Consider the following 26531-nt stretch of genomic DNA (forward strand, 5'->3'; position numbering starts at 1 on the left):
CGACACCGACTTCTGACGCGGCGACGCAGCGGGACGCTCGGCCCGGGCTCCGCGACCGGGACCGGCGGTTACCGCCAGATCAGGGCGGACCGGATGCGGCCCGACGGCGGGAGCCTTCCGAGCATCGGGCCCGATGAGCCGCCGCTTCCCGCGCCATCGACCACCCTTCGGAGGTCGTCCTTAACGCCGCTCATGCCCTTCCCGATCGGGATTGCAGCACGGTTTGGGAGACGGGCCTCTCTGGCCGAGACCGCCGCGACTTGCCCCTTCTCCCGTGCGGGAGAGGGGATCCGCGCCGCGTCCCAAACCGTCGGAACCGGCTTTAGTCCAGCCCGATGGCGACGAAGCGCACGTCACCTGTGGCGCTCGCCACGAGCAGTAGGACCGACTTGCGGCCCTCCTTCTTCAGGGCGTCGACCCGCTTGGTCACGTCGGCCGGGGTGCTCACCGCCTCTTGGCCGACCTCGACGATCACCTCGCCGGGCTGGATCCGCTTGTCGGAGGCCGTCGAGTTCGGATCGACGCGGGTGACGACCACGCCCTTCACGGTGTCCTTGATCGAGTACTTCTTGCGCAGCTCGTCGGTGATGCCGGACAGGTTGAGGCCAAGCGCCTGACGGGTCGCGCTCTCGGGCTCAGGCTGGCGCAGGTTGGCGAGCTGCGGCTTGTCGCCGTCCTCCAGGCGGCCGAGGGTGACGGGCTTCGTCACCTCCTCGCCCTTGCGCATCACGACCACGTCGACCTTCTGGCCGACCGGGGTGGAAGCGACGATGCGCGGCAGGTCGCCGGACGCCTTCACGGGCGTCCCGTTGAACTTCACGATCACGTCGCCGAGCTCGATGCCGGCGGTCTTGGCCGGGCCCTTCTCGTCGACGCCGGCCACCAGGGCGCCGCGGGCCCCGCCCTTCAGGTTGAGGGCTTCGGCGGTGGCGTCATCGACGTTCTGGATGCGCACGCCGAGCCAGCCGCGGCGGACCTCGCCGAAATCGCGGAGCTGGTCGATCACCGGCTTGGCCGTGCCCGACGGAACCGCGAAGCCGATACCCACCGAGCCGCCGGTGGGCGACAGGATCGCCGTGTTGATGCCGATCACCTCGCCGTCCATGTTGAACAGCGGACCGCCCGAATTGCCCTTGTTGATGGCCGCGTCGGTTTGGATGTAATTGTCGTAGGGTCCGGACTCGATGTTCCGGCCCCGGGCCGAGACGATACCGGCCGAGACCGAGCCGCCGAGCCCGAACGGGTTGCCGATGGCGATGACCCAATCGCCGGGCCGCATCTTGTCGGAATCGCCGAACGGCACCGCCTTGAGCGGGTGATCGGCCGGCGGCTTCACCCGCAGCACCGCGAGGTCGATCTTCGAATCCTTGCCGACGATCTCGGCCTTCAGCTTGGTGCCGTCGTGCAGGATGACCTGGATGTCGTTGGCGTCGCCGATGACATGGTTGTTGGTCACCACGAGGCCGGCCGCATCGATGATGAAGCCGGAGCCGAGGGAGTTCGACTTGCGCTGCTGGCGCGGCGTGTCGGTGTCGCCCCGCTCGCCACCGCCACCGCTACCGCGACCGCCCCGGCGGTTGAAGAACTCCTCGAACAGGTCCTCGAACGGCGTACCCGGAGGCACCTGCGGACCGGCGCGGCCGCTGCGCGCCTCGACCGTGGTGGAGGCCGAGATGTTCACCACGGCGTCGGTGACCTGCTCGGCGAGGTCGGCCAGCGAGGCCGGACCCTTGGCGAAGGCCGGGACCGGAAGGGCGGCGGTCGCCACGGATGCGCCGACCAGGATCGAGGCCATCAGCGCCCGGGCGCGTGAGCGGGGCTGCGCCTTCGCGCGGCCGAAGGACGCCTCGGGGGCGCTCGCGACGGGGTGCATGATCGACCTCTTCAAGAACGCGTTTCCGGCTCCGCGGGCGGCCGACCGGATGTCGGACGCCCGCTGGTGTTGTCGCAAGGGGCGTCGGCGCACCAGCGCGCCGACACGTTCCCGGTCAGCGCCCCGTCCCGGCCGTGGAGCCGGTGGTGGCGCTCGGATCGGCAGGTCCGCGCGCGGGACGCGCCGCCGCTGCGGCCGCCCGACCCTGCGGATCGCTGAAATAGCGGAAGAAGTCCGAACTCGGGCTGATCACCAGCCGGGTGTCGGAGCCCTTCAGCCCAACTTCGTAGGCCTGCATCGACCGGTAGAAGCTGAAGAAGTCCGCATCCTGACCGAACGCGTCCGCGAGGATGCGGTTCTTGTCCGCGTCGCCTTGTCCGCGCAGCTGCTCGGATTTCTGCGTCGCCTCGGCGAGGATCACCGTGACCTCGCGGTCGGCCTTGGCGCGGATCGTGGCGGCGATCTGGTCGCCGTTGGCGCGGATGTCGGCGGCCTCGCGCTCGCGCTCGGTCTTCATCCGCTTGTAGACCGCGGCCGAGTTCTGCGCGGGCAGATCGACGCGGGTCATGCGCAGGTCGACGATCTCGATCCCGAGCGCCTTGGCCTGCCGGTTCACGTCCTCTTGGATCTGGTGCATCAGCTGCCCGCGATCGGTCTTGACGATGGCGTCGCGGGTCGAACGGGCGAGCACGTTGCGCAGGCCGGAATTGGTGAAGCTCGCGAGCCGCTGGTTGGCGAGCCCGATATTGCCCACTGCCTGGTAGAAGCGCAGCGGATCGAGGATCCGGTAGCGGGCGAAGGCGTCCACCTCCAGGTTCTGGCGGTCGGCGGTCAGCACCGTCTGCACCGGCAGGTCGAGGTCGAGCACGCGCTTGTCGAAGATCACGACGTTCTCGACGAACGGCACCTTGAAGTAGAGGCCCGGCTTGTCCTCGCCGGTTGCGTTGAGGACGGCTCGGACCCGGCCGAATTGCAGGACGAGCGCCTGCTGCATCTGGCCGACGGTGAAGATCGAGGCGTAGAGCCCGATCGCGACGATCGCCGCGATGGCGATCAGGCCGGTGCGGAGCGCCTGCTTCATCGGGCGGCTCCCGTCTGGCTCTGGACCCGGCCGCCGAACTCGGCGAGCGGCAGCACCGGCAGCACGCCGGCGGCCGAGGCCGAGCCCGGCTGCGTCCCGTTCTGATCGATGATCACCTTGTTCACGGAGCCCAGAACCTTCTCCATCGTCTCCAGGAAGATCCGCTCGCGGCTGATCGCCGGGGCGACCTTGTAGGAGGCGTAGACTTCGCTGAAGCGTGCCGCCTGGCCGGTGGCGTCCGCGGTCGCCTTGGTCTTGTAGGCCTCGGCCTGCTGGACGATCTGCGACGCCTTACCCCGGGCCTGCGGCACCTCGCGGCTGGCGTAGGTCTTGGCCTCGTTCTGCGCCGTGTCGGCGTCCTGCTGGGCCGCATTCACGTCGATGAAGGCGGGGCGTACCTCCGGCGGCGGGTTCACCGAGACGAGCTGGACCACCTCGATCCGCACGCCGGCGCCGTACTCGTCGAGCGCCTTCTGGACCATCTCCTTGACCTCCTGGGCGATGCTCGACTGCTCGTTGGTGAGGATCGCCTGGATGTTGCGGCGGCCGATCACCTCGCGCATCGCGCTCTCGGAGATCGCCTTGATGGTCCCCTCCGGGTTCTGGAGGTTGAACACGAAGTCGGAGGCCTTCAGCGGGTTGATCCGCCACTGCACCTCGAAGTCGAGATCGACGATGTTCTCGTCGCCGGTGAGGATCAGGCTCTCGTCCGGCACGTCGCGGTTGCGGCCCTGGCCGCCGGGGCCGGAGCGGAAGCCAATCTGGATCGAGTTCTGCGAGCCGACATCCGGCTTGACCACGCCGCCGATCGGATAGGGGAAGTTGTAGCGCAGCCCCTCGCCCTTGGTGCCGACGTAGCGGCCGAAGATCGTCTCGATGCCGACCTGCCGCGGGTAAACGGTGTAGAAGCCGGTGGCGAGCCAGACCGCTACGGCGAGCGCCGCGATCACCGCCGCGCTGCGGCCGCCACCGAGGCCCGTCGAACCGCCGCCGCTACCGTAGCCGCCGGTGCCGCCGCCGCCCGGGATCAGGCCGCGCAGCCGGTCCTGCCCGCGCCGGAGCAGGTCCTCGAGGTTCGGCGGCGTCTTGCCGCCGTTGCCCCACGGGCCGCCACCGCCGTTACCGCCGGGCCGGCCCCAGGGGCCTCCGCCGCCGCTCTGATTGCTCCAAGGCATCCTAGCCGTCGTCTCCCGCCTGTCCGCGCCCGACCGACATGCCGGCCGGCGCCCCGATCAGCACCCCTTGCCTGAACGGCCACGCTCGCCCGCCTAGTCCCGCCTGTCCGGACAGATCGCCGTACGATCCGGCCCGGATGGAGGCCTAAACACTTGCACGGGCGCATCTTCCCGCAGGATGCGCAAGCCCGACACGAGGACGCGCACCCGACAGGCACCTGCGGGCGCAGGCCCCGTGCTGTCAAGGCTGGCAGGTGGGCATGCGGCGGTCCAAAGGCAAATGCGGCGGGGCGCCTCAGCGCACGCGTTCCCAATCGACGAACGCGAAAGCATGCTCGTCGCGCGGGCCGGCGGGATGCGCCTCGCGGAAGGTCTCCCGGAACTGCGCGCGGTCGAAGACCGGGAAGCGTACGTCGCCCTCCGGCTCGGCCGCCACCTCGGTCAGGTGCAGCCGGTCGGCCTGCGCGAGCGCGAGTGCGTAGATCTCGGCCCCGCCCACCACCATCAGTTCCGTCCCGGCGGCGGCGGCCAAAGCGGCGCCCCAGCTATGGACGGTCTCGGCGCCCTCCGCCCGGAACCCGCGATCCCGGGTGAGCACCAGGGTGCGGCGGCCCGGGAGCGGACGGCCGATCGAATCCCAGGTGCGCCGGCCCATCAGCATCGGCTTGCCCATGGTCAGGGCCTTGAAGCGCTTGAGGTCGCTGGACAGGTGCCAGGCCAAGCCATTGTCGCGGCCGATGACGCCGTTGCGGGCGACGGCCGCGACCAGGGCGATGGTCGCGCTCATACCGCCACCGGGGCCGCGATGGCGGGATGCGGCTCGTAGCCGTCGATGGCAATATCCGCGTACCGGAACGCGAACAGGTCGCGGACCTCCGGGTTCAGGCGCAGCTGCGGAAGCGGGCGCGGGGCGCGGGCCAGCAGGGTCCGGGTCTGCTCCAGATGGTTCCGGTAGAGATGCGCGTCGCCGAAGGTGTGGACGAAGTCGCCGACCCCGAGGCCGGTCACCTGAGCGATCATGTGGGTCAGGAGCGCGTAGCTCGCGATGTTGAACGGCACGCCCAGGAAGGCGTCCGCCGAGCGCTGGTAGAGCTGGCAGGAGAGCCGCCCCTCGCTGACGTAGAACTGGAACAGGCAATGGCAGGGGGCCAGCGCCATCCGGTCGAGGTCGGCCGGGTTCCAGGCCGACACGATCAGGCGGCGGGAATCGGGGTTGCGCCGGACCTCGTCGACCACCCAGGCGATCTGGTCGACCGTGCCGCCCCCGGGCTTCTCCCAGGAGCGCCACTGCCGGCCATAGACCGGTCCGAGGTCGCCGCGCTCGTCGGCCCATTCGTCCCAGATCGTCACGCCGTTCGCCCGCAGGGCGGCCACGTTGGTGTCGCCGGTGAGGAACCAGAGCAGCTCGTGGATGATCGAGCGCAAGTGCAGCCGCTTCGTGGTGACCAGCGGGAAGCCCGACGACAGGTCGAAGCGCATCTGGTGGCCGAACACCGAGAGCGTGCCGGTGCCGGTCCGGTCGTCCTTGGCGACGCCCTCGTCGAGGATGCGCCGGAGCAGGTCGTGATAAGCGTCCATCCCCCATTCCTGCGCGCCGGCACGCCGTCCGGCAAGTTCGCCGCCGGCATATGTCCACCGCCGTCGCGCGCCCTGGTGACCGGCTGAGGCGCTCAGCCCGGCCAGAGCAGATAGGTCACCAGGGCGAGGTTCGACCAGCCGTGCAGGGCGATGCCCGGCCACAGCCGGCCGGTCCGCCAGCGCAGCCAGCCCAGCGCCAGGGCGAGCGGCAGCAGAGAGACCGGCCGGGCGAGCCCCCAGGACGAGACGTGGGCGGCGGCGAAGATGATGGCGGTGACCAGGATCGCTCCGACAGGCCCGACCGCAGCGCTGGCGCGGGCAAAGGCCTCGCCGCGCAGCAGCAGTTCTTCGGCCACGGGGGCCAGAATCGCGAGATAGACGAGCCACGCCGCGACGGCCGTCTGGCTCATGAACGGCGACAACCGCACGTGCTGGCCGAAGCTCGCGCCGAACAGCTCCGCCGTCCCGGTGACCCAGGCGATGTGCAGCACCGGCCAGACGAGGAGCAGGCCCAGCAGCGCGACCGGCCGCATCCCGTTCGGGCGCTCGCGGTCCAGGGCGAGGCGACGCCGCCAGCCGGCCCGGTCGCGCCACCACGCGCTGCCGATCACCAGGGCGGCGAGGAAGACCTGGCGCAGGGCGTCGATCGCGAAGGCCCGGTGGGCGAGCTCCACGGCGCCCAGGAACGGGCGCCGTTCCGGGGGCAGGAACGGGTCGATCCCTTTCCACAGGTCGAAGCCGACGCGCACGGCGGCCAGCGACAGAAGGCTCGCCGCGCCGAGATAGAGGATCACGAGGGCGACCAGGGCGCCGAGACGCCAGGCCGCCGCCCAGACCCGCTCGAGCGGGCCACGGCTGTCGAGGACGGCGGCGGGCGACTGCGCGCTTCCGGCAACAGCCTCGTCCCGAGGCTCCGAATGAGACAGCGGCGCGACACGATCGGGCTTCAAAACCGGACCGATCCCCTCTATATCTTGGGAGCCGGTCGCGAGGCCGGCTATGGCGATAAACGTTCTTCGCAATAAACCTATCGGACCCGGGGGCGGTACCCGGCGCCTCCACCCGAGCCCAGGACATGCTGCCGCAAGGCGCATGATTGCAAGCCTAGGCTTCGGCGGGGGCGAAGTAGGATCGACGAGGGCGTAAAGGTTGGACTTTCGCTCGGCATGGTTCCGCCGTTATCGGGCCTTTACAAGAGTTGCCAACGACAACTTTGCTCCGGTGGCGGTGGCCGCGTAAGCGGTCCCCAAGACCGACCTGAAGTCCTAGCGGGTAGCACCGCATAGGCGGGGTTCGGAGGCACCCGGCACCGGAAGCCTTCACTCATTCCTCGGTCCGGCCATCCGCGGCGGGGCGCCGGGCAGACCGGGCGAGAGCGCGACCGCAGATGGCAGACGACCTGATCCGCTACGATCTCCTGGTACAGGACGCCCTGCGCGGCGTCGTGCGCAAGGTGCTGACCGACGCGGCCCGCGAAGGGCTGATGGGCGAGCACCATTTCTACGTCTCGTTCCGGACGGAAGCGCCCGGCGTGCGGATGTCGCAGGCCCTGCGCGAGAAGTACCCGCAGGACATGACCATCGTCCTGCAGCACCAGTTCTGGGACCTCAACGTCACCGAGCATACCTTCGAGGTCGGCCTGTCCTTCTCGGGCGTGCCGGAGCGCCTGCTGGTACCGTTCGACGCCCTGTCGGGCTTCTTCGATCCCTCCGTGCAGTTCGGACTGAAGTTCGACCTCAGCGAGGCCGGCGAGACCCCCGAGGAGGCGAATGCCGCCCCGGCCAAGCCCGGCCCGCGCGGGGCCGGCTCGGAACCCGGCGAGGTGCGGCCCAAGAGCGCCGGGCTGTCCACGATCGGCGCGAGCGCGCCGAAGGGGCTTCCCGCCCCTGCCGCCCAGAGCGAGAAGGCCGCCGGCAAGGCTGCCGGCAAGACCGACGACAACGCCCCCCGTCCCGCCGCCAAGAAGGAGGGCGAGGAGGGTAGCGCCGAGGTCGTGAGCCTGGACGCCTTCCGCAAGAAGAGCTGACCTTGTCCCGGGCCGAATCGACGGCCGGGGGGTTCATGCGGGGGACGACACGGTCGCGCAGCCGATGTTGTCGGCCGCTGAGCGGAAGCATCGCGCCAAGCGTTTCAGCGACGGCGTGAAGCCTCCCGCGACGTTCTTCAACGCGACGGCAATCCTGACACGGGGAACAGCGTTCATCGCGCCACTCGTCCAACACCCGGCCGACGTGTTCGCCAACACCGGCTGGGCCTTTCTCGTCGCCGCCTTCCTCCGACATCGGATTGGACAGACCGCCCTTCGGTTCTTCCTGCGGGCCGAGGATCAGCGGAATGCCTCAGACTACGCGTTCCAGATCTCGGCGATCGCCGTGGCGAGGTCGATGATCGGCTTCGGCGGTCCGTTCGTCGCGGCTCGGCTCTAGGACCGCACAACCCGTCAGCTCGAGGCGCGTCGAGGCGCTTGGCGCGCGTCCAGGTGAAAGCCGGGAGGCGTACCCGCTCGCCGGCATCGACCGTTCAGAACGACCCGCTCGATGATCGCCTGCAGCGCCGGCAGGAATACGGACCACGCCGACGCAAATAGGCGTGTCGTGCCCTGTAGACGACGTCACGGGCTCAGCAATTTGACGAACGCGGCGCCTGCGCCAAGGACGGCGGCCGCTGCCGCCATGCCGGCAAAAGCGATGGCGAGCGGGGCCAGGACGCGGTCTCGACCGAGCTTGAGTGTCTCGGCGTGCACCTTCGCCGCCTCAGCCAGAAGCTTGGTCTGCTCGTCGATCAGCGGACGCGGCTCGGCAACGAATCTTTCCGTCTCCGCATTGGAACGCAGGACGCGGGCGACCTGCTCGGCACAATCCAGCGTCGCGGGAGCAACGGTGTCGGCCCTCGCGGCTCGTGCCTGCTTCCAGTCAGGGCGACTCTCCCACGCGTACCGGTAAGGTGAGAACGCACGGGGAACCCGCCAACCCGCTCAAGCTCGCCCCTCGGCCTCCATGCGCAACCCGTGCTCCGGCCGCAGCGTCACCCGGTGGAGCGGCGTGACCGGCGGGTGATCCTCCGGCATCCGGAACCGCACGGCCCGCACGATGTGCGCCAGCAGGATCACCGCCTCCTGGACAGAGAAGCTCTGGCCGATGCAGACCCGCGGCCCCGCCCCGAACGGCAGATAGCTGAAGCGCGGGATCGCGTCCCGGTTTTCGGGCAGGAACCGCTCCGGCACGAAGGCCTCCGGGTCCTCCCAGAGCAGCCGGTGCCGGTGGAGCACCCAGGGCGCCACCATCACCAGCGAACCCCGCGGCACCTTGATCCGGCCGAGCCGGTCGTCCCGGACAGCCTGTCGGCTGAGGAACGGCACAGGCGGGAACAGCCGCATCGCCTCCTCGATCACCGCCCGCGTGAAGGGCAGGCGCTCGACGGCGAAATCCTCCGGCCCGGCCGCGTCGATTTCGGCCTCGACCCGCGCCTGCGCGGCGGGATCCTGCGACAGGCAGTAGAGGGTCCAGGTCAGGGAATTGGCGGTCGTCTCGTGGCCGGCGGCGATGAAGGTGACGATGTTGGCCTTCACGGCGAGGTCCGAGAGCCCGTTGCCGGTCTCGGGATCCTGCGCGGCGAGCAGCAGCGTCAGCAGGTCCCGAGGCGCCTCGCCCTGACCCATCAGCGCCTTGCGCCGGGCGATGAGCTCGTCGACAACCTCGGCGAAGAAGCGGCCGGCCGGGCGCGCCCGCAGGCGGCCGATCCGCGGCACGAAATCGGGCACCCCGAACACGTCGAGGGGGTCGATCGGCCCGACGGCCTCCAGGAAGCGCGTGATGGCGCGGCCCAGCGCGTCGGGATCGCCCGGCAGCCCCTGCGTGAAGATCGTTCGCTCCAGCACGTCGAGGGTGACGCGGGTCATTTCCAGGGCGACGTCGACCGGCTTGCCGGCCCGGCGGGCGAGGCGACGGCCGAGCCGCGCCCCGGCGGCATTCATCGCGTCGGAAAAACCCTGGACCGTGCGGGCGTTGAAGATCGGCGCCAGCGTCCGGCGCTGGAGCCGCCACTCGTCGCCCTCGGCGCTGAGCAGGCCGTTGCCGAGCCCGGGGGCCAGGACCCGCCGCTGCAGGTCGTCCTTGCGGTAGCCGTCGGCGTTCTCGATCAGCAGGTAGCGGATCAGCGCCGGGTCGCTCACCAGGGTGATCCGGCCCATCGCGCTCTCGGCCGCCACCACCGGCAGCTTGAAATGCGCGTCCATCCAGGTGGTGATCGGGTTCTTCCGGGCCGCCCGCAGGAACGCGAACAGGCCGAGCGGCTCCTTCAGCGGAGGCGGCACGCGCGGGCGGAACCGCGTGGCGGGCTCGAGCAGGTCGATCGTCGCGTTCATCGGCTCCTTGTCCGGCGGGAACAGAGCCCCGCCCTTGTCGGCGCGCTGCGGAAACCGGCATCGCGATTCAGCCGCGCCTCATTTAAGTAGGCACCGCACTGCACCAGACGTAGAGGCCACGATGTCGCCCACCGAGACCGCCACCCGCACCGAGTCCGACACCTTCGGTCCGATCGAGGTCCCGGCGCATCGCTACTGGGGCGCGCAGACGCAGCGCTCGATCCAGAACTTCAAGATCGGCACCGACCGGATGCCGGCGCCGCTGGTGCACGCGCTTGGCATCGTGAAGCAGGCCGCCGCCCTGGTGAACAAGGATCTCGGCGCCCTCGACCCGAAGCTCGCCGACGCCATCGCGGCCTCGGCCGCCGAGGTCGTGGAGGGCCGCTACGACGACGAATTCCCGCTGGTCATCTACCAGACCGGCTCGGGTACCCAGTCCAACATGAACGCCAACGAGGTGATCGCCAGCCTCGCCAACGAGCGGCTGGGGGGCCAGCGCGGCGGCAAGTCGCCGGTCCACCCGAACGACCATTGCAACCGCGGCCAGTCCTCCAACGACACCTTCCCCACCGCCATGCACATCGCGGTGGCCCGCGAGATTCAGGGGCGCCTCCTGCCGGCGCTCTCCCACCTGCACGGGGCCCTCGACGCCAAGGCCAAGGCGTTCGACACGATCGTCAAGATCGGCCGGACCCACCTGCAGGACGCGACGCCGGTCTCGCTGGGCCAGGAATTCTCCGGCTACGTCGCGCAGGTCGCGCTCGGCGGATCGCGCGTCGCCGCGACCCTGCCGGGCGTGCTGGCGCTCGCCCAGGGCGGCACCGCGGTCGGCACCGGCCTCAACGCCCATCCGGAATTCGCCGAGCGCTTCGCCGCCAAGGTCGCGGAGCTGACCGGCCTGCCGTTCACGTCGGCCGAGAACAAGTTCGAGGCCCTGGCCACCCACGATGCCCTGGTGTTCACGCAGGGTGCCCTGGCCGCGCTCGCCGCCGGCCTGTTCAAGATCGCCCAGGACATCCGCTTCCTCGGCTCGGGCCCGCGCTCCGGCCTCGGCGAGCTGTCGCTGCCCGAGAACGAGCCCGGCTCCTCGATCATGCCCGGCAAGGTCAACCCGACCCAGTGCGAGGCCTTGACGATGGTCTGCGCCCAGGTGATCGGCAACGGCACCACGGTGAGCTTCGCCGGCTCCCAGGGCAATTTCGAGCTCAACGTGTTCAAGCCGGTGATCGCCAACGCGGTGCTGCAGTCGATCCGGCTGCTCGCCGACGCGGCGGTGAGCTTCACCGACAATTGCGTGGTCGGGATCAAGGCCAACGAGGACAAGATCGCCGACCTGATGAGCCGCTCGCTCATGCTGGTGACCGCCCTCGCCCCGTCGATCGGCTACGACAAGGCCGCCGAGATCGCCAAGACCGCGCACAAGAACGGCACGACCCTTAAGGAGGAGGCCCTGCGCCTCGGCTACGTCACCGCGGAGGAGTTCGAGCGCGTGGTCCGGCCGGAGACCATGCTGGCCCCCAGCGCCGATTGATTCTTTTGGGATTGGGGGGCCGGCGCAGACTTGTCCGCGCCGGCTCCGGGAGGCGATCCATGGCCGAGATCATCAACCTGCGTCAGGTCCGCAAGGCGAAGGCCCGCGCCGAGGCCGACACGAAGGCCGAGGCCAACCGGATCGCCTTCGGCCAGCCCAAGAAGGCCAAGACGCTCCAGCAGCGGCGCAAGGCGCTCGAGACCGAGCGTCACGAGGGTCACCGGCTCGAGCGGGGTGAGTCCGAGGCCGATCCCGCGGAATGATTGTGTTGCCCCCCGGCCGGTGTCTTTGCGAACGGAGCGAAGCAACCCAGGCGCGCGACGCCCATCGCGGTCGCGCTGCCCTGCATTGCTTCGCTGCGCGCGCCAGGACGGGACGCGCAGCCGATCCCGCATGAGCGCCGGCGTCACCAAGCGCTCGGTGATGATCGCCGGCCACCGCACCAGCGTGTCCCTGGAAGATGCCTTCTGGACAGCTTTGCGCGAGGTCGCGGAAGCGCGCGGCCAGTCGGTCCAGGCGCTCATCGGCGCGATCGACGCGCGGCGCGGCGCGCAGAACCTGTCCTCGGCGATCCGGGTGTTCGTGCTGGATGCCGTGCGCGCGATCCCGGAAACGTGAGCGCCCCGCGCCCTGTCCGCGCGTCTGATCCCGAATAGGTTGTGACATGGGCGTGGCAAAATCACGCAGGAAGGACTTCCTATGGCCAATCGAGAACCGCTGCTCAAGCCCGTCCCCATCGCGGAACTGCGCCCGACGCAGATGACGGTGGGCTACCGGGAGGTGGCGGAGAAGCGGCGGCGCTGGCGGGAATACGACGGCGAGAAGAAGAAGGAATTTCTCGGTGCCCACATGATCCCGACGCTGCTCGGGCCGAAGAAGCACCATTACATCATCGATCACCACCACCTGTCCCGCGCCCTGCACGAAGAGGGTGTCGAGAACGTGCTGGTCACCGTGGTGGCGGACCTGCACTACCTCGACAAGGACGCCTTCTGGACGGTGTGCGATCACAAGTCCTGGGCACATCCCTACGATGCCGAGGGCGTGCGCCAGCACTTCACGGACATCCCGAAGTCGATCGATGCGCTGGTGGACGACCCCTACCGCAGCCTCGCCGGCGAGCTGCGCCGGGCCGGCGGCTTCGCCAAGGACACGACGCCTTTCAGCGAGTTCCTCTGGGCCGATTTCCTGCGGCGGAACATCAAGGAGAAGCGCATCGAGAACGACTTCTCCGCCGCGCTGGAGAAGGCGATGGGCCTCGCCAAGTCGAAGGACGCCGACTACCTGCCGGGTTGGTGCGGGTCGGTGACGCGCCGCCAGCACTGAGGGCCGCGGCCCGGCGCAAAGCGTCGAAGCGCGGATCAGGAGCGCCTTACTTGGTGATCCGCACCGAGACGGGATCGCTGCCGGGGAAACTCTCCTCCAGCGCGTCGTCGAGCCGCGCGTGCATCCGGTCCGGATGGTTCTCCGGCAGGTGACGATCCGGCACCGCCGTCGCGGCCGGGACGAGTGTCAGGCGGCGCCGCTCCGCGGCGGTCCGGAAGGCCTCATAGACGAGCAGCCCGAAGCCGGCGGCGATCAGCAGCGCCGGGACGGGATTGACCCGCACATTCTGGACCATCCGCTCCACGGTCTCGCTCGCGGCCTGCCCTGACCGGCGCAGATCGGCGAGGTCGCGGGGGATCCCGGGCTGGTTGAATCGGGCCTGCAGATCGGCCAGCGTCCGGTCCAGCCGCCCGCGGCTCGCCTCGACGTCACGTTCCAGCTTGTCCGGTTCGTCATTCATGCGTCTATCCGTTCCGTCAGAACCTGCGCGTCCTGCTTGACCTGCCGCCCGGTCCGGGTCGGCTCCAGCGTGGACAGTGACGTCTTGCTGCGTCCGAACAGCCCGAGGCCGATCGCGAGCAGGAGGAAGACGCCGCCCACGATCGACGCGGCCAGCGCGTCCGATTGCACGAGGACCGCGATGCCCTTCACCAGGGCGAGAAGCAGCGTGAACAGGCCTGCTATGGCGAACACGGCCGCCGCGAGCAACAGGCTGAGCCCGAGGCTGATGCGATGGACGCCCTGCGCAAGCTCGGTGCGGAACAGCGTGATCTCGCTGCCGACAAGGTCCCGCAATTCGCGGACCGCATCGCCGACGAGGGTCGGGATGCTGCGCAAGCCGGGCTCAGCCATTCCGTCCTCCTAAAGGTCCGGCGTCGGGAAGACATCGACCGGAATCACGGCACGCGAGCGCGGGATCGGCCGGAGCTTAGAGGTGTTCAACGTGCGGTACAGCGCGAAACCGGCCAGGACGGCAGCCGCGGTCGCCAGAGCGGGGCGACGCCGAATGGCGGCGTGCACCTCGTCGTACATCTCGCCGAAGGAGCGGCGCGAGATGCTCTCGGCCAGCTCGTCGACGCCGAGGGCGGCCTGACCGAAGAATTCCTTCAGTTGAGGCAGCCCGTCGAAGTTGCTGCCGGTGTCGCGGATCGCGTCACCGACATCCGAGACCAGCCGGGCGGCGTCGGCCTTGCGCTTCTCGACATAGCCCTCGGTCTGCTGGCGCAGCGTCTCCGCAAAGCGCTGCGCTGCGCCCGGATCGGGATCGGCTGCGCGTGACCTCTGTTCCTGAGCACCATTCGGCACGACGCGACTCCTGTAAGGCACTCCGGTTCAGGGAAACCGCACGCGTTCGATACCGTTCCGCGCCTCCGACGCGACAGCGCGGCCGCCATCGCCGAGACGAACTGCGCTGCTCGAACGTTGTCGATGCGGTGACGCTCAACCAACACCGAGCATGAGGACGAGCCATGAACGAGGATCGTATCACCGGCGCTGCGCAGGAACTCGGTGGCAAGCTCAAAGGTGCGGCCGGCGAATTGATCGGGGACAAGCAAGTGCAGGCCGAAGGCAGCACCACCGAACTGAAGGGAGCGGCGCAGAACCTGTACGGGCAAGCCAAGGACACGCTCAGCGAAGCCGCCGGGCAAGCGCGGGATCTTGCCGGTGACGCGCTCAACCGCGCGCGCGAGCGCTACCCGGACGCGCAGCGCCTGTATCGGCAGGGCAGCGAGGCGCTTCGGCCGCATGCGCAGGAATCGCCGATCGGTCTCGCCATCCTGGCCGGCACGATCGGCTATCTGCTCGCCCTGGTCATTCACGGCCGCCGGTAGCGGGCTGCCACGAGGTTCCGTGCGCCGGGCGAGGACGCCGGCGGCGAGCCGTTCGTCCTCGGCCCGCCGGCCCTCATGCCAGCCCTGCGGATAGCCGTCGGCGGCTCCCGAACGGCCGGGCCGCACAGCCTGCGGCGACACGGACCGATGGCGGCGGGACCAACCCGGTCGCCGCCGTGTTGTCCCGTCAGAGGCTCCTCATTTCATATCGGCGGGACACAATGAACCGGATCGTTTTGACGGCTGCTACGATCGTAGGCGCGCTGGCGCTGATCCCGGCTTCGGCCGATGCGCGAGGTTTTGGCGGGGGTGGATTCCGCGGAGGCGGATTTCACGGGGGCGGCTTCGGTGGCGGCTTCCGCGGCGCTGGCGTGGGCGCCGGCGGCTTCCGCGGCGGCGCTGTCGGCGGCAATGCGCTCGCGGGCGGGGGATTCCGGGGCGGCTTGGCCGGCCGCGGGATCGCCGGCAATCCGGGTCTGCGCGGGGCCGGCTTCGCGGGGAATCGCGGCTTCGCCGGACGTGGCTTCCGCGGTGGTCGAGGCTTCGGCTATGGCGGCCTGGGGCTCGGTGTCGGCTTAGGTCTTGCCGGCGCCGGCCTGGGCTACGGCTATGGGGCCTACGATGACGGCTATTACGGGTCCGACGTCGGACCCGCCGGCTACGGCGCCGGTTACGCGCCTGCCGGATACGGAGCCGACCTGGGCACGGCCGAGTCCGATGCCACGACGGCGGACAATTCCGTCCGCTACTGTGTCCAGCGCTTCCGTTCGTACGATCCGCGCACGGGGAGCTACCTCGGCAACGATGGGCGTCGGCATAGCTGCCCCTAGCCGCCGCTGCACGATCCAACACGATCCGAGGCCCCGGGCGGAGACGCCGCGGGGCCTTGGCCTGTCGCACTCCTTTGCGGGGTGGTGCAACCGCTCCTACGCCGAGGGGCTGGATGCCGTGCGCGCTCGGCGATCAGGCTTTCGAAGCCGGCCCCCCTGCCCCCGCGCACGCTAGGATGCGATCTTGTCTCTGACCGTGATGTTGGGGCTCGACGCACCGCAGGTCGGCAGATTCTCGACCGGCCCATGCACGGCCGATGTCGAGGCCGACAGGTCGTGGTAACAGACGCAGCCTTCGGCGAAATAGTGGTGCACCAGGGCCTTGCGAGACCGCTGCATGTCGGCGCGGGCCGAGCCCCCGTGCAGCAGGTTGGCGTGCCAGAACAGCACGTCGCCTTTGCGCGCCGTGAAGTATTCCGGCTTCGCGCCATGCGCCGCGATCTCATGCTTGATGGCGGGCTCATAGCGCTCGACATAGGCCCCATAGCCGCGCTCGCGGAAATCCTCGGTCGAGATGCCGACGTCGTGGCTGAACAGGTACGGCAGGCGGTGTGTGCCGGGATAGTAGACCAGCGGCCCCGCATCGGCGTGAATGTCCTCCATGGCGACCCAGCAGGCGGCAAGGTAGCCGAGCGGATAGGTCGTCATATGGATCGAGTCGGAGTGCTCGGATTGCTGGCTGCCCTTATGCGAGGAGATCGTCTGAAACGGGATCGCCGGCCGGCCCAGCACCATGCTGCTGAAGTTCATCAGCACCGGGTGCCTCAGGAGGAGATCGAGCTCCTGGACCTTCAGGTGCGGGTTGAGGTAGCGGCCCGGATGCGGATCATCCGCGGCGGCCTTCTCGGGTGCGAGCGTGAGGTCACCGCGCGCGATCGCCGCCTCGTAGGCGCTCCAAGCCTCGTCGATCGTGTCGGGATCGATGGCGCCGCGCAGGACGTAATAGCCGTGCGCCTCCCAGTGCCGGCAGATCTCGGCCTGCCTGGGGCTGATCTCCCGTCGTGCCACCCGTCGTTCGATGATGTCCAAGGCATCGGGCTGATCGAGCCACGGGCTGGGCCCGGATTCGGGAAAGCTCTCGGCGCGGAAAACCTGGATGCAGCCGATGTCGACCGGCACATCGGCCTCGACCGTATAGGACGGGCCCCGCGGCGGCGGCGGCGCGACCGGAAGCGTATCGTCGCGTCCGAGAGCGAGGTTGCGCATCGCGGTCTTGACGGTGCGCGCGACGTCTGCTGCGCGCGAAAAGCCCTGGGCCATCAATCCACCCCGTTCCGGCCGCGGCTGTTGTCGCCGCGATCACCGAAGAATCCACGATCCTAACGAGCCATCGGATCACGGCGGAAGTACGGATCGGACGCGGACCACTTCCAGGCCCCAGCCAGCCTCATGCGTGTGCGGGACCCCGCGCCGCGAATTCCCAGACCGGCACGCCCCAGACCTGACCGGGTTTCGTCCGGTACGCCGATCCGCGCTCGAACACGAGGCGGCCCGGCTCGACCGCCTGCGCCCGATCGCCGGTGACCATCAGAACGCCGCAACAATCGACCCGCAGGGTCCCGTGCTCCGGGTGGACGGCGAACAGCTCGGGCGCCGTCCACCCGAGCGCATGCGCCTCGGCGCCCAGACGGTCGCAGAAGTCGATCGCGGCCTCGCGGATGGGCGCCCATCGCGCCAGGATGAGATGCCGGCACGGCGAGGCGTGGGGGGACAGGTCCGCGATCGCGCTGCGCCACAGGGCGGCGGCGTCGGGGAGCATGGTGGGAGCGAAATCGGAGGCCATAGGGTCGAGCTACGGCAGGCTCGGCTCGGTGGCCATGCGGCCAGAAGCGACCTTGCCCAACATGGGTTGGGACGGCTCAGGCGCACTCCCTGTAGCCTGACCGCTCTGCTTCCTGGCGCGCTGCGCTGAGGACGCGTCGGCGGCCCTGGCTGTCCTCGATCGCCAGCCAATGGCGCACCAGGGTGAACAGCTCTCCGGCATCGCCTTCAGGCGGCTCGCCCAGGAACGTCTCCGCAGGCACGTTCAAGACGCCTGCGAGCCGCTTCAGCGCAGCGGTGTGACGATCGGAGCGGTTCGGAATGGCCATGCTTGCCAACGCGCGGCACGATCGGCTGGCGCATTCACAATTCAGTGCGGCGTATCGGCTGCGGTTCGGATCAGGATCGGCCGCCGCCCGATCCGCTCAGGGGCTGCCCAGGGGCCCCGTAAGGGGGAGGAGGCCAGGCACGGCTGACCGCCGCGGCGCGATAGAACCGTCGCCTGGAAACACTTCCTGCAACCTGACCGTTCTCCCAAAGCGTGGTCACCCGGCGACGCGTTCGCCGGAACCCTCCGTGACACGTATCCCTGTCTTGATCCTCGCCGCTGGCCTGACGGCCGGCGCCCTCGACCCGGTCGATGCCGCAACCAGGACCGTGCGGGTGCCGAACCACCGGACATGGCGCACGTCGGGCGGGCTGGTCGAGTGCGCGGAACGCTGGAGCGCCCAGCGTTCCGGCTAGGTCTTCCGGGACGACGCCGTAAGACCGTCAGGGCGCGGACAGGCGCTTCGTGTTCGCCGCCACGTGCTCACGGTAGCGGGCGATGACGGTCTCGGGCGAGCCGCCGAGCATCAGCGTGGTCGTGGCCTCAGCGGCCGCGTGGACCTTCTCGATGACCATGGACTGCGCCTCGGCGAGGCCCTCTTTGCCGCCCCAGGCGAGGCGCACGAGCCGCAGCTCGATGACGCGCTGAGCCTCGAAAGCCAGCATCAGCGATGTGATGAAAGGATTGTACACGCGATACTCCGCACCGCGGCAGATGCGGCTCAGGGTGAACACGCCTCGGTCTCCGCAAGATCCCGCAGCCGAGCAAAGCTCGCGATCACGGAGACGTTCGCAGCGAAGCGTACATCTCCGAGATCGACCTTTCGAGGGCGGTTCCGGATCGTGTTGCGACGGTTCGGAAGGACGGCGACCCCGGTCGCGACAGCCGCGTCATGCCCCTCCTCCGTACGGGCTACGGGCTCTACGCGTGAGACGATCGATCGGCCTGCCGATGGCATGGGCCCGTTGGGCAAACCAGAGCCGCTGTCAGTGCGGGTTTTCACGCGTCGGCGGGTCTGGATCCCGGGCTCCGCTGCGCGGCCCCGGAATGACGCGGAGATGCGGCGATACAGAAAGGACGATGGAAACATTGTCCCGAACGGGCGATGAACGTCACCCGATGTGCAACTGTCTCCGAAACCGGAGAGCGGCCCGCGCCTCGTGCGGCACGGGCACGTGCAGCGCCTCCGTCCCGACCCGATCGAGAAGGGCTTTAGACCCTCGGGGCCGGCTTCGTCGTCTTGAAGTTCTTGCGTGTCGTTTCGGCCTTGCGCGGGTCCGGCTTGTCGGCGAGCAGACGCTTGACGCGCGCGTTGAAATCCTCGGGCGTGACGGCCTGTGCTTTGCCGGTCGTGAGTTCGCGAGCCATTTCGGCCTCCGTGTCGTCGCCCAGAGCACGGGATTGCGCGGAGGGATGAGAGGCATATGGGCGTTCGCCCGGCAAAGCGCCAACACCGTCGGTCCGCATTGGCGGCGCACATGCGATGGACGGACAGGCCACAATCAGATACGGTCGCCGCGAGGCTGACGACCGGTTCGTAATAACGTTTCAGGACCCGGGGGCGGTACCCGGCGCCTCCACCAGAAGCATCCTGCCCCCGATACCGCGGGGGGACGAGGGCGAGCATCCGGCGTTGCGGATGGCCCGCTGCCAGGGTGCTTCTGATGGGGGCGAAACAGGTTCGACTGGGCGGTAAAGGGATCGCGAGTTCTGTCCTGCCTCGGCAGGGTAAGATGCGGCTTTCGGTAAGGACTCGACCGGTTCGGCGCGGGCAACCCTCGTTCCGAACACCTGACCAAAACTCTAAATGCCAACGACAACGTCGGCATGGAGATGCGCCTCGCGGCGTAATCTTCCGGGGCGTGGGCACGCCTAGCAACAGAACCCGAGGCTCCGGCCTCGGGGCCCGCTCATTTCATCCTGCCCGTTGCGGATCAGGGTTGCGTCTGGGCAGGCTGGAGCGTGGCTTGAACGAGCCCGAACAGGGAAGCGCCGAAGCGGTCTACGTATCGGCCATGGTAGGCGAGATGATGCGGCGCGTCCTCGAAGACGCTCTCGTCGACCTCGCCAGGACCAGGGGCGCTGCCTACCTCGACATGTTCGTGGAGCGCGAACTCGCCCGCTCCGCCGATCTGTATCGCGAGCGGCCGGACGACTCGCCTGAGACCACCGGCATGTTGCGCGCTTGGTTCGCGGTCGAAGGCAGCGCAGCGTTGCGGGCCGTGGTCGAGCGCGCGAGCATCGAGGCGCGGCGCGACTAACGCGTGGCCCGTCGGCGCGGCGCATCATGTCGAGGCCGGAGGATGATCGTGAGCCCTTCCGAAAGCGCGCGCCTGATCTATGGCAGCCCGAACGGCGACCACTGGCATCTGCTGTTCGATCCCACGACCGGGCACAGCTTCGTCCGGCATACCGGCAACGTCGCGTCCGGTGGGCACGTGACGGATTTCAGTCTTTCGACCTTCCTCGCATCCGGCCGTAACGGCCCCGAGCATCAGGAACTCTGGCGGCTGATCGGGACCCTCGTCGGTGAGGATGGGCCCAAGCCGCGGCTGCGCGACACCGCATGAGCCGCACGGCCCCGCCGCTCGGGCGGTAGGTGGCGACCGGCGCGCGATGGCATTCCTGAGCGGCGCAGAGCCTCAGAAGAAACGTCGGATCTCCTCCGCGATCGCGTCCCCGTCCGTCTCGAGGGCGAAGTGCCCGGTATCGAGGAAGGTGACGCGCGCCTCCGGAATGTCGCGCCTGAACGCCTCGGCTCCGGGCGGGATGAAGAACGGGTCGTTGCGACCCCAGATGGCGAGAAGCTTCGGGCGGCGCGCGCGGAAATAGGCCTGGATCAGCGGATACCGCTCGAGATTGCGCTTGTAGTCGAGCTTGAGCGTGACCTGACGGTCGGCATTGCCCGGGCGCGCCAGGATGGCGGCGTCGAGCGTGTACGCCTCGGGCGCGATCCGCGAGGGATCGGCAACACCCTCAACATAGGCGGCCTTGACGCCGTCGAGGGTCATGCGGGCGCGGATCGCCCCGACCGCGGCCTCGTTCGGCTCGACCCAATAGGCCCGCAGCGGCGCCCAGGCCGCTTCGCCGAGCCCGTCCAGATAGGCGTTGCCGTTCTGGGACACGATGCCGGCGACGCGGTCGGGATGGGCGAGCGCCAGATCCCATCCGACCGGGGCTCCGTAGTCGAAGGTATAGAGGATGTAGCGATCGAGGCCGAGCGCATCGACGAAGGCTTCGATCGTGCGCGACAACGACGCGAAGTCGTAGATGTAGGCGCGCTCGGCCGGCACTTCCGTGAAACCGAAGGACGGCAGATCGGGCGCGATCAGGCGGAAGCGGTCTGCGAGCTGCGGCATGAGATGGCGGAAGTAGAAGGACGAGTTGGCGAAGCCGTGCAGCAGCAGGAACGCGGGCGCGTCGGGGCGGCCGGCCTCCCGGTAGAAGACGTTCACGCCGTCGGCCCGGATGGTGCCGTGGCGGACCACGCCGACCGGCGCAGGGCGGCCTTCCGCCCCGACGGCGCCGGATGTCCCCACGCCCGTCGCCAGCACACCGCCGGCGAGCAGATGCCGCCGCGTCGCGTGGGCCAATCGGCCTCCGGTCACCTCGGATCCGTGCTCGTGTCGCATCATGACGGGTCTCGCACCTGGGGGATCAGGAACGCCAGGATCCGCCGCCGCGCGGTCGACCATGACGCGGCCGCGGGGAGCGGCGATGCGCCTGACCGCGCCGCGGGCCCGACGGCGAGACCATGATGCGGCGACTCGGCCGGGATCAGAACAGGGCGATGTTGGAATTCACCCTTCCGTGTTTCGACATGATCGATGCCCGCCCTGGCGCTGTGACCGGCCGTCCGCCCCAGCGCGTGCGACGCGGATGCGCGCTACCGCGAAATCCAGGCCTGCCCGCCGCGTGAGCGCGATTCGTCCGTGCCTGGCCTGGACAGCGCGGGACCGCACGGGCGCCGATCTCGGGTGGTCCGAAGCTCCGGGACGGGTCGAGGGCGGGCGGAATGGCGCCCCGCAGCACCGCTGGTGCGTCAGGTCCGTCACCGCCAGCCGAGGGGCGCGGCCACATGCGTCAGGATGGTCTCGATGACATGGGCGTTGTAGGCGACGCCCAGCTGGTTCGGCACCGTCAGCAGGAGGGTGTCGGCCTCGGCGATCGCCTCGTCGGCCCTGAGGTCCTCGACCAGCCGCTCGGGCTCCGCGGCGTAGGTCCGGCCGAAGACCGCGCGCATGTTGTCGATGAGGCCGACTTGATCGCTGCTCGCGCCGCGTCCGAAATAGGCGCGGTCGCGGTCGTTCACGAGCGCGAAGATCGACCGGGAGACGGAGACCCGCGGCGTCCGAGGACGTCCCGCCTCCGCCCAGGCCTGTCGGTAGCGGCGGATCTGCTTCGCCTGCTGGACGTGGAACGGCTCGCCGGTCTCATCCGCCTTGAGGGTCGAGCTTTGCAGGTTCATGCCCTGCCGGGCCGCCCAGATCGCGGTGGCGTCGGACGCGGAGCCCCACCAGATCCGCTCGCGCAGTCCGTCGGAATGCGGCTCCAGGCGCAGGAGGCCCGGCGGGTTCGGAAACATCGGCCGCGGGTTGGGCTCGGCGAAGCCTGTCCCGTTCAGCAGATCGAGGAAGACCTCCGCGTGCCGCCGTCCCATGTCGGCATCGCTCTCGCCGTCACGCGGCGTGAAGCCGAAGTGCCGCCAGCCGTCGATGACCTGCTCGGGCGAGCCCCGGCTGATGCCGAGTTGCAGGCGGCCGCCCGCGATCAGGTCCGCCGCGCCGGCATCCTCGACCATGGCGAGGGGGTTCTGGTAGCGCATATCGATGACGCCGGTGCCGATCTCGATGCGCTTGGTCCGGGCGCCCACCGCGGCGAGCAGCGGGAACGGCGAGGCGAGCTGGCGCGCGAAATGATGGACCCGGAAATAGGCCCCGTCCGCGCCGAGCTCTTCCGCCGCGACCGCGAGGTCGATCGACTGCAGCAGGGTGTCGCCGGCCGTGCGCGTCTCCGAGCCACCCGTCGGCGACCAGTGACCGAACGACAGAAACCCGATCTTCTTCATCCTTTGCATCCCTGTTTGCGCCCGCAGGCGCCGATGACGGCCGCAGAGATCCGGCCGGGCGCGATCATCCGCCGACCGCATCCGGGAAGGGATCGCCTGTGATCGCTCCTGACGGACCCGGCCGGAAGAACAAGCCCGCCTTGAGGCTGTCGCCGATGCGGTGCGCACGCTCGATCAGGATGGCCGCCACGTCACGCGGGAAGTGGGCGCGGGCGGTCTCCTCGAACAGGCCGAGCCAGCGGGCGAAGTGCGTCGGCTGAAGCTGGCCCAAGGCGCGATGCTTGCCGAACGGATTGCCCTTGTAGCGGCCGGTCTTGAACAGGATTGAGGACCAGAAGGCCTGGATGGTCGCCATATGGAGCGGCCAGTCCGGGTCGGGGATCGCGGCTGCGAAGACCGGGCCGATCAGCGCATCGCCGCGCACGCGGGCGTAGAAGGCGTCGAGAAAGCGGGACAGGCTGGCTTCGTCGAGCGTGGCATCGGGCATGCCCACGACATGCCGACGGGCCCCGGGCCGTTCAAGAGGCGCGCGGACGTGAGCCGCGACGGACCGGGAGCGGTGCGCAGCCGAACATCGGCCTTCGAGCCGCTGCAGAGGACGGATCCAGAGCCCGGATGATCCTGCGGCGGCTTGCGCCACACCCGCCCAGAATCGCGCGACGTCGCGCAGGCCGCTTTCGCCCGTCCCCCGTCGCGCATGATAGCGAGGCCTCGACTCTGAAGCCGCCGCGAATCGGCGACACGACGCACGGGATACGGTCTTGTCAGCGATCTGGGTGACAGCGCTTATCCGGGCCTTGACCTCGGGAGCCGTAGTCGTGCTCGCCTCGGTGCTGGCGGAATTCCTGGGGCCGGTCTGGGGGGCGCTCATCATCAGCCTGCCGGTCTCGGCCGGACCGGCCTACCTGTTCATGGCCCTGGAACACGATCCCGCCTTCGTCGCCGGCGCGGCCCTCAACGGCTTCGCGGCGACCGCGGCGACGGGCGTGTTCCTGATCGTCTACGCCCGGCGCGCGGCCGGCCGGGGCCTGGCCCTCAGCCTGGGCCCGGCGATGGCGGCGTGGCTCGCAGCGGCCGCACCGATCTCGGCCGTCACGTGGACGCCGCTGACGGCGTTCCTGCTCAATGCGGCCGTGTACGGAGCCGGCACCCTGCTGACCCGACCGGCGGCGCGCACATCGCTCGCCCGGAGCACCACCGTCGCGCGGCCCCGGCCGCTCGACCTCATCGTCCGGGCGGCCGCCGTCGCGCTGTTCGTGACGGCTGTCCTCGCGGTGAGTTCGGCCCTGGGCCCGGCGCGGACCGGGGTCGTCGCCGCCTACCCGGTCACCCTCACGAGCACCTTCGTGATCCTGCACCGCCGCGTCGGCGGGACGGCGATGGCCCGGCTGGCGAGCATCACGATCCGCGGCGTTTTCGGCTTCGGCCTGACGCTGCTCACGCTTCATCTGCTGGTCGAGCCGTTCGGCGCCGCCCTCGCCCTTACGGCCGCGCTCCTCGTCTCGCTGACCTATTCAGCCGGGCTGCTCGCTCTGCAGCGGCGTCCGGATCAGCAGGCGGCGCGCGTGATCCCGCGCTCGGCCTCCGATCGCGGAGGATCACGCGCACCTGCGGAATCCGGGCTCGCGCCAGGCCTCCGGCGGACCACGCGGGATCAAGCGGGCGATTGACCGGTGCTGAGCGGAACATGGGCTTCGGCCATGCCGGACAGGATGCGGCGCAGCAGCTCCGACCTGAGCCGCGCCTGGCTGCCGGGCAGGGTCCGGACCTGCACGGCGAGCCGCACGCACGTTTCCGACAGGGCCGTCGGGCCCACGAATTTGGGCGGTGTCACCATCAGGGCGCTCAGCACCGCGTCGCGCTCCAGCTCCGCGATCGCCGCCTCGATCACTCCTGCCGCGGCCGCATAGGGCACGCCGTGCGGCACGTAGACCGGCACCTCCAGTCCGGCCCAGTCCCGCGAGAAGTTCGTCACCGCCTTCAGCTCGCCGAACGCGACCGTGTGCATGTGCCCGTTGTCGTCGCGCAGCCGGACGGAGCGCAGCGAGAACGCCTCGACCTGCCCCTGGAGGCTGCCGCTCTCGATCGTCTCGCCGACCCGGAAGGCGTCGTCGAGGAGCAGGAAGAAGCCCGCGATGACGTCGCGGACCAGCGCCTGCGCGCCGAAGCCGATCGTCAGGCCGACCACGCCCGCGCCCGCCAGCAGGGGACCGATCTGCAGGCCGAAGGCGGAGGCGATGCTCAGGGCGGCCGTGATCGAGAGCGCGACGAGCACGACCGTGCGCATGGCGGGCAGGATCGTGGCGAGGCGGTCCGCGCGCGGGTCCCCGCCCACATGGGCGAGGCCGCGGTCGATGAGGCTCCGGACGACCTGCCACGCCAGGTCGGTCCCGAGCAGGATCAGCAGGGCCGACACGATCTGCGCGGTCATCGCCGGGCCCAGCCCACCATCCGCGCCCGGCAGCCGCTCCGCGAGGAGGAGCAGGGCCGCGATCAGGGCGACGTTGCGGGCGGCCCGCGCGACGATGCGCTCCTCGCGCGTCAGCACGCCGGCGTGGTTCGGCCCGAACGCGACCGTCCGGGCCGCGTCGCCCAGGGCCAGCGACAGGGCCGGCGCGACGCCGAGGACCAGGGTGGCCCAGGCGGCGCTGGGCAGGCCGGCCTGGGCCAGCAGCCATGCGGCGGCGGGAACAAGCCCGAGGACCAGTGCGGCCGGGCGCGGCGACCGCCTGTCGGGCCCGCGCAGCGACACGGCAACCACGCCGACGACGGCGGGGACCATCAGCGCGACGAGCAGCAGCGTCAGGCTGGTGACCGCGTCCGCAATCGCGGGATCGGCACCGCCCAAGCGCAGCAGGGCCGCCCATAACAGCCCTGTCGCTGCCGTGAAGGCCAGTGTCGTGACCCCGTGCTGCGCACGCCACGCCGCCTGCGTCGGCAGGGCCACGAGACGCAGCCGCGCGCCGCCGGGGGCCAGCAGGAAGCGGCCGAGGGCGCGGGTGCTGCGCACGGCGACGATGGCCAGGAGCGCGTCGAGGGCCATGACGCCGGCCGCACCCGGCGGGGCGGCGACAAGATAGGTGAGGCACGCGCCGGCCGCGAAGCTCAGGACGAGGGTCTGGGCAAACAGGACGCGCTGGACCTGCGCCAGAAGCCGCTGTCGCGCCGTGTCCAGGGGGCTGTCGACGATCCGCTGCATCCACGACGCCGACCAGCGCCAGAACAGCCGCTCGGCGAGCCAGCCCCCGAACCAGAGCAGCAGCAGGCGGGCGGCCAGACCGGCCGGCGAGGACGTCTCGTCCGCGACGATATCCGTGAGCGCCCTGGCGGTCGCCGACGGAATGCCGGCCGCCGCCGCCGCCAGATGGTTCGACCTGTCGTGGATGGTGCGGAGGTGCTCGTCCAGCTCGCGGCTGAGCGCGAGGCCGCCGAAGCCGGGCGGGGGCGTCTGCGCGTGGGGTGCGGTCGGGAAGGCCCACAGGACAGCGATGAACGCGAGGCCCCCGATCAAGCGGGGGATCACCACGACCGGCTTGCGCGCATGAACCGCGACCCACACACGAGAAGGATGCGACACCGTTGCCGCCGGGGTCGTCACGCCCTCCTACACCACTGCGCGCCTCACGCCACCGGCTCGGCCGGGCCGGCGCACAGGCGCGACCGCATCGCCACCGCGGGCCGGAGGCCGAGCCCTCCGTCCTCCCGGGGATCGAGGTCGCCGGCCGGACACGCGGCGCACCGGGCTTCGGCGGTGCGGCAGAACCCCGCGCATCCCCCTCTCGGCG

The 26531-nt window shown here is 70.0% G+C and carries 31 protein-coding genes and 2 other RNA genes; 14 read left to right on the forward strand and 19 right to left on the reverse strand.

Annotated elements, in window-relative coordinates; translation table 11 throughout:
• Nucleotides 1-322 precede the first annotated feature (322 nt).
• From JOE48_RS12735 to JOE48_RS12760, 6 genes are all read right to left on the reverse strand, one after another.
• The gene (locus JOE48_RS12735; protein WP_210030230.1) at nt 323-1873 is read right to left on the reverse strand and encodes a DegQ family serine endoprotease; all 1551 of its coding nucleotides are present in this window, start codon (nt 1871-1873) and stop codon (nt 323-325) included.
• 115 nt (nt 1874-1988) lie between these two features.
• Nucleotides 1989-2954, reverse strand: a complete 966-nt coding sequence (gene hflC / locus JOE48_RS12740; protein WP_210030232.1) for a protease modulator HflC — start codon at nt 2952-2954, stop codon at nt 1989-1991.
• Nucleotides 2951-4129: an FtsH protease activity modulator HflK gene (gene hflK, locus JOE48_RS12745; RefSeq protein WP_210030234.1), complete on the reverse strand. Its 1179-nt coding sequence runs from the start codon at nt 4127-4129 to the stop codon at nt 2951-2953. The genes hflC and hflK overlap by 4 nt, the downstream gene beginning before the upstream one ends.
• Before the next feature lie 295 nt (nt 4130-4424).
• Nucleotides 4425-4916, reverse strand: a complete 492-nt coding sequence (locus JOE48_RS12750; protein WP_210030236.1) for a dihydrofolate reductase — start codon at nt 4914-4916, stop codon at nt 4425-4427.
• On the reverse strand, nt 4913-5707 hold the full coding sequence (locus JOE48_RS12755; protein WP_210030238.1) for a thymidylate synthase: 795 nt from the start codon (nt 5705-5707) through the stop codon (nt 4913-4915). Before JOE48_RS12755 ends, JOE48_RS12750 begins: the two co-directional genes overlap by 4 nt.
• A 92-nt stretch (nt 5708-5799) precedes the next feature.
• Nucleotides 5800-6657, reverse strand: a complete 858-nt coding sequence (locus JOE48_RS12760) for a CPBP family intramembrane glutamic endopeptidase (RefSeq protein ID WP_210030239.1) — start codon at nt 6655-6657, stop codon at nt 5800-5802.
• Here JOE48_RS12760 and ssrA (JOE48_RS12765) point away from each other — a divergent pair.
• The 3 genes from ssrA (JOE48_RS12765) (at nt 6649) to JOE48_RS12775 (ending at nt 8133) form a co-directional block, all read left to right on the forward strand.
• Nucleotides 6649-7031: a transfer-messenger RNA gene (gene ssrA / locus JOE48_RS12765) on the forward strand. The genes JOE48_RS12760 and ssrA (JOE48_RS12765) overlap by 9 nt on opposite strands.
• A gap of 63 nt (nt 7032-7094) precedes the next feature.
• The gene (locus tag JOE48_RS12770; protein ID WP_210030240.1) at nt 7095-7733 is read left to right on the forward strand and encodes an SspB family protein; all 639 of its coding nucleotides are present in this window, start codon (nt 7095-7097) and stop codon (nt 7731-7733) included.
• Between the two features lie 64 nt (nt 7734-7797).
• Nucleotides 7798-8133, forward strand: a complete 336-nt coding sequence (locus JOE48_RS12775; protein WP_210030241.1) for a hypothetical protein — start codon at nt 7798-7800, stop codon at nt 8131-8133.
• Nucleotides 8134-8681: 548 nt separating this feature from the next.
• On the opposite strand, the gene JOE48_RS12780 is transcribed toward JOE48_RS12775, so the two are convergent.
• On the reverse strand, nt 8682-10070 hold the full coding sequence (locus tag JOE48_RS12780) for a cytochrome P450 (protein WP_210030242.1): 1389 nt from the start codon (nt 10068-10070) through the stop codon (nt 8682-8684).
• Nucleotides 10071-10191: 121 nt separating this feature from the next.
• Between JOE48_RS12780 and fumC the strand changes: the two genes are divergently transcribed.
• From fumC to JOE48_RS12800, 4 genes are all read left to right on the forward strand, one after another.
• Nucleotides 10192-11601 (forward strand): class II fumarate hydratase, encoded by a 1410-nt coding sequence (fumC, locus tag JOE48_RS12785; RefSeq protein WP_210030243.1) that lies wholly within the window; start codon nt 10192-10194, stop codon nt 11599-11601.
• A 59-nt stretch (nt 11602-11660) separates the two neighbouring features.
• On the forward strand, nt 11661-11864 hold the full coding sequence (locus JOE48_RS12790; protein WP_210030245.1) for a DUF4169 family protein: 204 nt from the start codon (nt 11661-11663) through the stop codon (nt 11862-11864).
• Nucleotides 11865-11994: 130 nt separating this feature from the next.
• The gene (locus tag JOE48_RS12795) at nt 11995-12219 is read left to right on the forward strand and encodes a ribbon-helix-helix domain-containing protein (RefSeq protein WP_210030246.1); all 225 of its coding nucleotides are present in this window, start codon (nt 11995-11997) and stop codon (nt 12217-12219) included.
• Between the two features lie 81 nt (nt 12220-12300).
• Nucleotides 12301-12927, forward strand: a complete 627-nt coding sequence (locus tag JOE48_RS12800; RefSeq protein WP_210030247.1) for a ParB-like protein — start codon at nt 12301-12303, stop codon at nt 12925-12927.
• A gap of 46 nt (nt 12928-12973) precedes the next feature.
• On the opposite strand, the gene JOE48_RS12805 is transcribed toward JOE48_RS12800, so the two are convergent.
• Genes JOE48_RS12805 through JOE48_RS12815 form a run of 3 tightly spaced genes read right to left on the reverse strand, consistent with a single transcriptional unit; the run spans nt 12974 to nt 14232 of the window.
• On the reverse strand, nt 12974-13387 hold the full coding sequence (locus tag JOE48_RS12805) for a DUF3618 domain-containing protein (protein WP_210030248.1): 414 nt from the start codon (nt 13385-13387) through the stop codon (nt 12974-12976).
• A complete protein-coding gene (locus tag JOE48_RS12810; protein ID WP_210030249.1) occupies nt 13384-13779 on the reverse strand; it encodes a phage holin family protein in 396 nt (131 codons plus the stop codon). The genes JOE48_RS12805 and JOE48_RS12810 overlap by 4 nt, the downstream gene beginning before the upstream one ends.
• 9 nt (nt 13780-13788) lie before the next feature.
• Nucleotides 13789-14232 carry a hypothetical protein gene (locus tag JOE48_RS12815; protein ID WP_210030250.1) on the reverse strand — a complete coding sequence of 148 codons (444 nt, stop codon included), beginning with the start codon at nt 14230-14232 and terminating at the stop codon, nt 13789-13791.
• A gap of 164 nt (nt 14233-14396) precedes the next feature.
• On the opposite strand from JOE48_RS12815, the gene JOE48_RS12820 reads away from it, so the two are divergent.
• A complete protein-coding gene (locus JOE48_RS12820; protein WP_210030252.1) occupies nt 14397-14759 on the forward strand; it encodes a CsbD family protein in 363 nt (120 codons plus the stop codon).
• A 236-nt stretch (nt 14760-14995) separates the two neighbouring features.
• Nucleotides 14996-15589, forward strand: coding sequence for a BA14K family protein (locus tag JOE48_RS12825; RefSeq protein ID WP_409518578.1), 594 nt, complete (start codon nt 14996-14998; stop codon nt 15587-15589).
• Nucleotides 15590-15760: 171 nt separating this feature from the next.
• On the opposite strand, the gene JOE48_RS12830 is transcribed toward JOE48_RS12825, so the two are convergent.
• The 3 genes from JOE48_RS12830 to JOE48_RS12840 all read right to left on the reverse strand — a co-directional run bounded on the left by JOE48_RS12830 (nt 15761) and on the right by JOE48_RS12840 (nt 17679).
• Nucleotides 15761-16849: a phytanoyl-CoA dioxygenase family protein gene (locus JOE48_RS12830; protein ID WP_210030256.1), complete on the reverse strand. Its 1089-nt coding sequence runs from the start codon at nt 16847-16849 to the stop codon at nt 15761-15763.
• Between the two features lie 127 nt (nt 16850-16976).
• Nucleotides 16977-17348: a hypothetical protein gene (locus JOE48_RS12835; protein ID WP_245252809.1), complete on the reverse strand. Its 372-nt coding sequence runs from the start codon at nt 17346-17348 to the stop codon at nt 16977-16979.
• A gap of 100 nt (nt 17349-17448) precedes the next feature.
• Nucleotides 17449-17679, reverse strand: a complete 231-nt coding sequence (locus tag JOE48_RS12840) for a hypothetical protein (protein ID WP_210030260.1) — start codon at nt 17677-17679, stop codon at nt 17449-17451.
• A 247-nt stretch (nt 17680-17926) separates the two neighbouring features.
• Between JOE48_RS12840 and JOE48_RS12845 the strand changes: the two genes are divergently transcribed.
• Nucleotides 17927-18094: a hypothetical protein gene (locus JOE48_RS12845; RefSeq protein WP_210030262.1), complete on the forward strand. Its 168-nt coding sequence runs from the start codon at nt 17927-17929 to the stop codon at nt 18092-18094.
• 27 nt (nt 18095-18121) lie between these two features.
• On the opposite strand, the gene JOE48_RS12850 is transcribed toward JOE48_RS12845, so the two are convergent.
• Together JOE48_RS12850 and JOE48_RS12855 are read right to left on the reverse strand one after the other, a co-directional pair.
• The gene (locus tag JOE48_RS12850) at nt 18122-18370 is read right to left on the reverse strand and encodes a hypothetical protein (protein ID WP_210035728.1); all 249 of its coding nucleotides are present in this window, start codon (nt 18368-18370) and stop codon (nt 18122-18124) included.
• 520 nt (nt 18371-18890) lie between these two features.
• Nucleotides 18891-19046 carry a hypothetical protein gene (locus JOE48_RS12855; protein WP_210030264.1) on the reverse strand — a complete coding sequence of 52 codons (156 nt, stop codon included), beginning with the start codon at nt 19044-19046 and terminating at the stop codon, nt 18891-18893.
• A gap of 146 nt (nt 19047-19192) precedes the next feature.
• On the opposite strand from JOE48_RS12855, the gene ssrA (JOE48_RS12860) reads away from it, so the two are divergent.
• The 3 genes from ssrA (JOE48_RS12860) (at nt 19193) to JOE48_RS12870 (ending at nt 20248) form a co-directional block, all read left to right on the forward strand.
• Nucleotides 19193-19562, forward strand: a transfer-messenger RNA (tmRNA) gene (ssrA, locus tag JOE48_RS12860).
• An 83-nt stretch (nt 19563-19645) separates the two neighbouring features.
• A complete protein-coding gene (locus tag JOE48_RS12865; protein ID WP_210030265.1) occupies nt 19646-19939 on the forward strand; it encodes a hypothetical protein in 294 nt (97 codons plus the stop codon).
• Nucleotides 19940-19987: 48 nt separating this feature from the next.
• On the forward strand, nt 19988-20248 hold the full coding sequence (locus JOE48_RS12870) for a hypothetical protein (protein ID WP_312893183.1): 261 nt from the start codon (nt 19988-19990) through the stop codon (nt 20246-20248).
• 72 nt (nt 20249-20320) lie between these two features.
• On the opposite strand, the gene JOE48_RS12875 is transcribed toward JOE48_RS12870, so the two are convergent.
• The 3 genes from JOE48_RS12875 to JOE48_RS12885 form a co-directional block, all read right to left on the reverse strand.
• Nucleotides 20321-21313: an alpha/beta fold hydrolase gene (locus JOE48_RS12875; RefSeq protein ID WP_210030270.1), complete on the reverse strand. Its 993-nt coding sequence runs from the start codon at nt 21311-21313 to the stop codon at nt 20321-20323.
• A 416-nt stretch (nt 21314-21729) separates the two neighbouring features.
• A complete protein-coding gene (locus JOE48_RS12880) occupies nt 21730-22746 on the reverse strand; it encodes an LLM class flavin-dependent oxidoreductase (RefSeq protein ID WP_210030272.1) in 1017 nt (338 codons plus the stop codon).
• A 64-nt stretch (nt 22747-22810) separates the two neighbouring features.
• Nucleotides 22811-23233 (reverse strand): group III truncated hemoglobin, encoded by a 423-nt coding sequence (locus JOE48_RS12885; protein ID WP_210030273.1) that lies wholly within the window; start codon nt 23231-23233, stop codon nt 22811-22813.
• Nucleotides 23234-23507: 274 nt separating this feature from the next.
• On the opposite strand from JOE48_RS12885, the gene JOE48_RS12890 reads away from it, so the two are divergent.
• Nucleotides 23508-24416: a hypothetical protein gene (locus tag JOE48_RS12890; RefSeq protein ID WP_245252810.1), complete on the forward strand. Its 909-nt coding sequence runs from the start codon at nt 23508-23510 to the stop codon at nt 24414-24416.
• On the opposite strand, the gene JOE48_RS31045 is transcribed toward JOE48_RS12890, so the two are convergent.
• Complete coding sequence (locus JOE48_RS31045) at nt 24401-26323, reverse strand: mechanosensitive ion channel domain-containing protein (RefSeq protein ID WP_210030274.1); 1923 nt, start codon at nt 26321-26323, stop codon at nt 24401-24403. The genes JOE48_RS12890 and JOE48_RS31045 overlap by 16 nt on opposite strands.
• Between the last annotated feature and the right edge of the window lie 208 nt (nt 26324-26531).

Source organism: Methylobacterium sp. PvR107 (genome assembly GCF_017833295.1).
Taxonomy (GTDB): domain Bacteria; phylum Pseudomonadota; class Alphaproteobacteria; order Rhizobiales; family Beijerinckiaceae; genus Methylobacterium.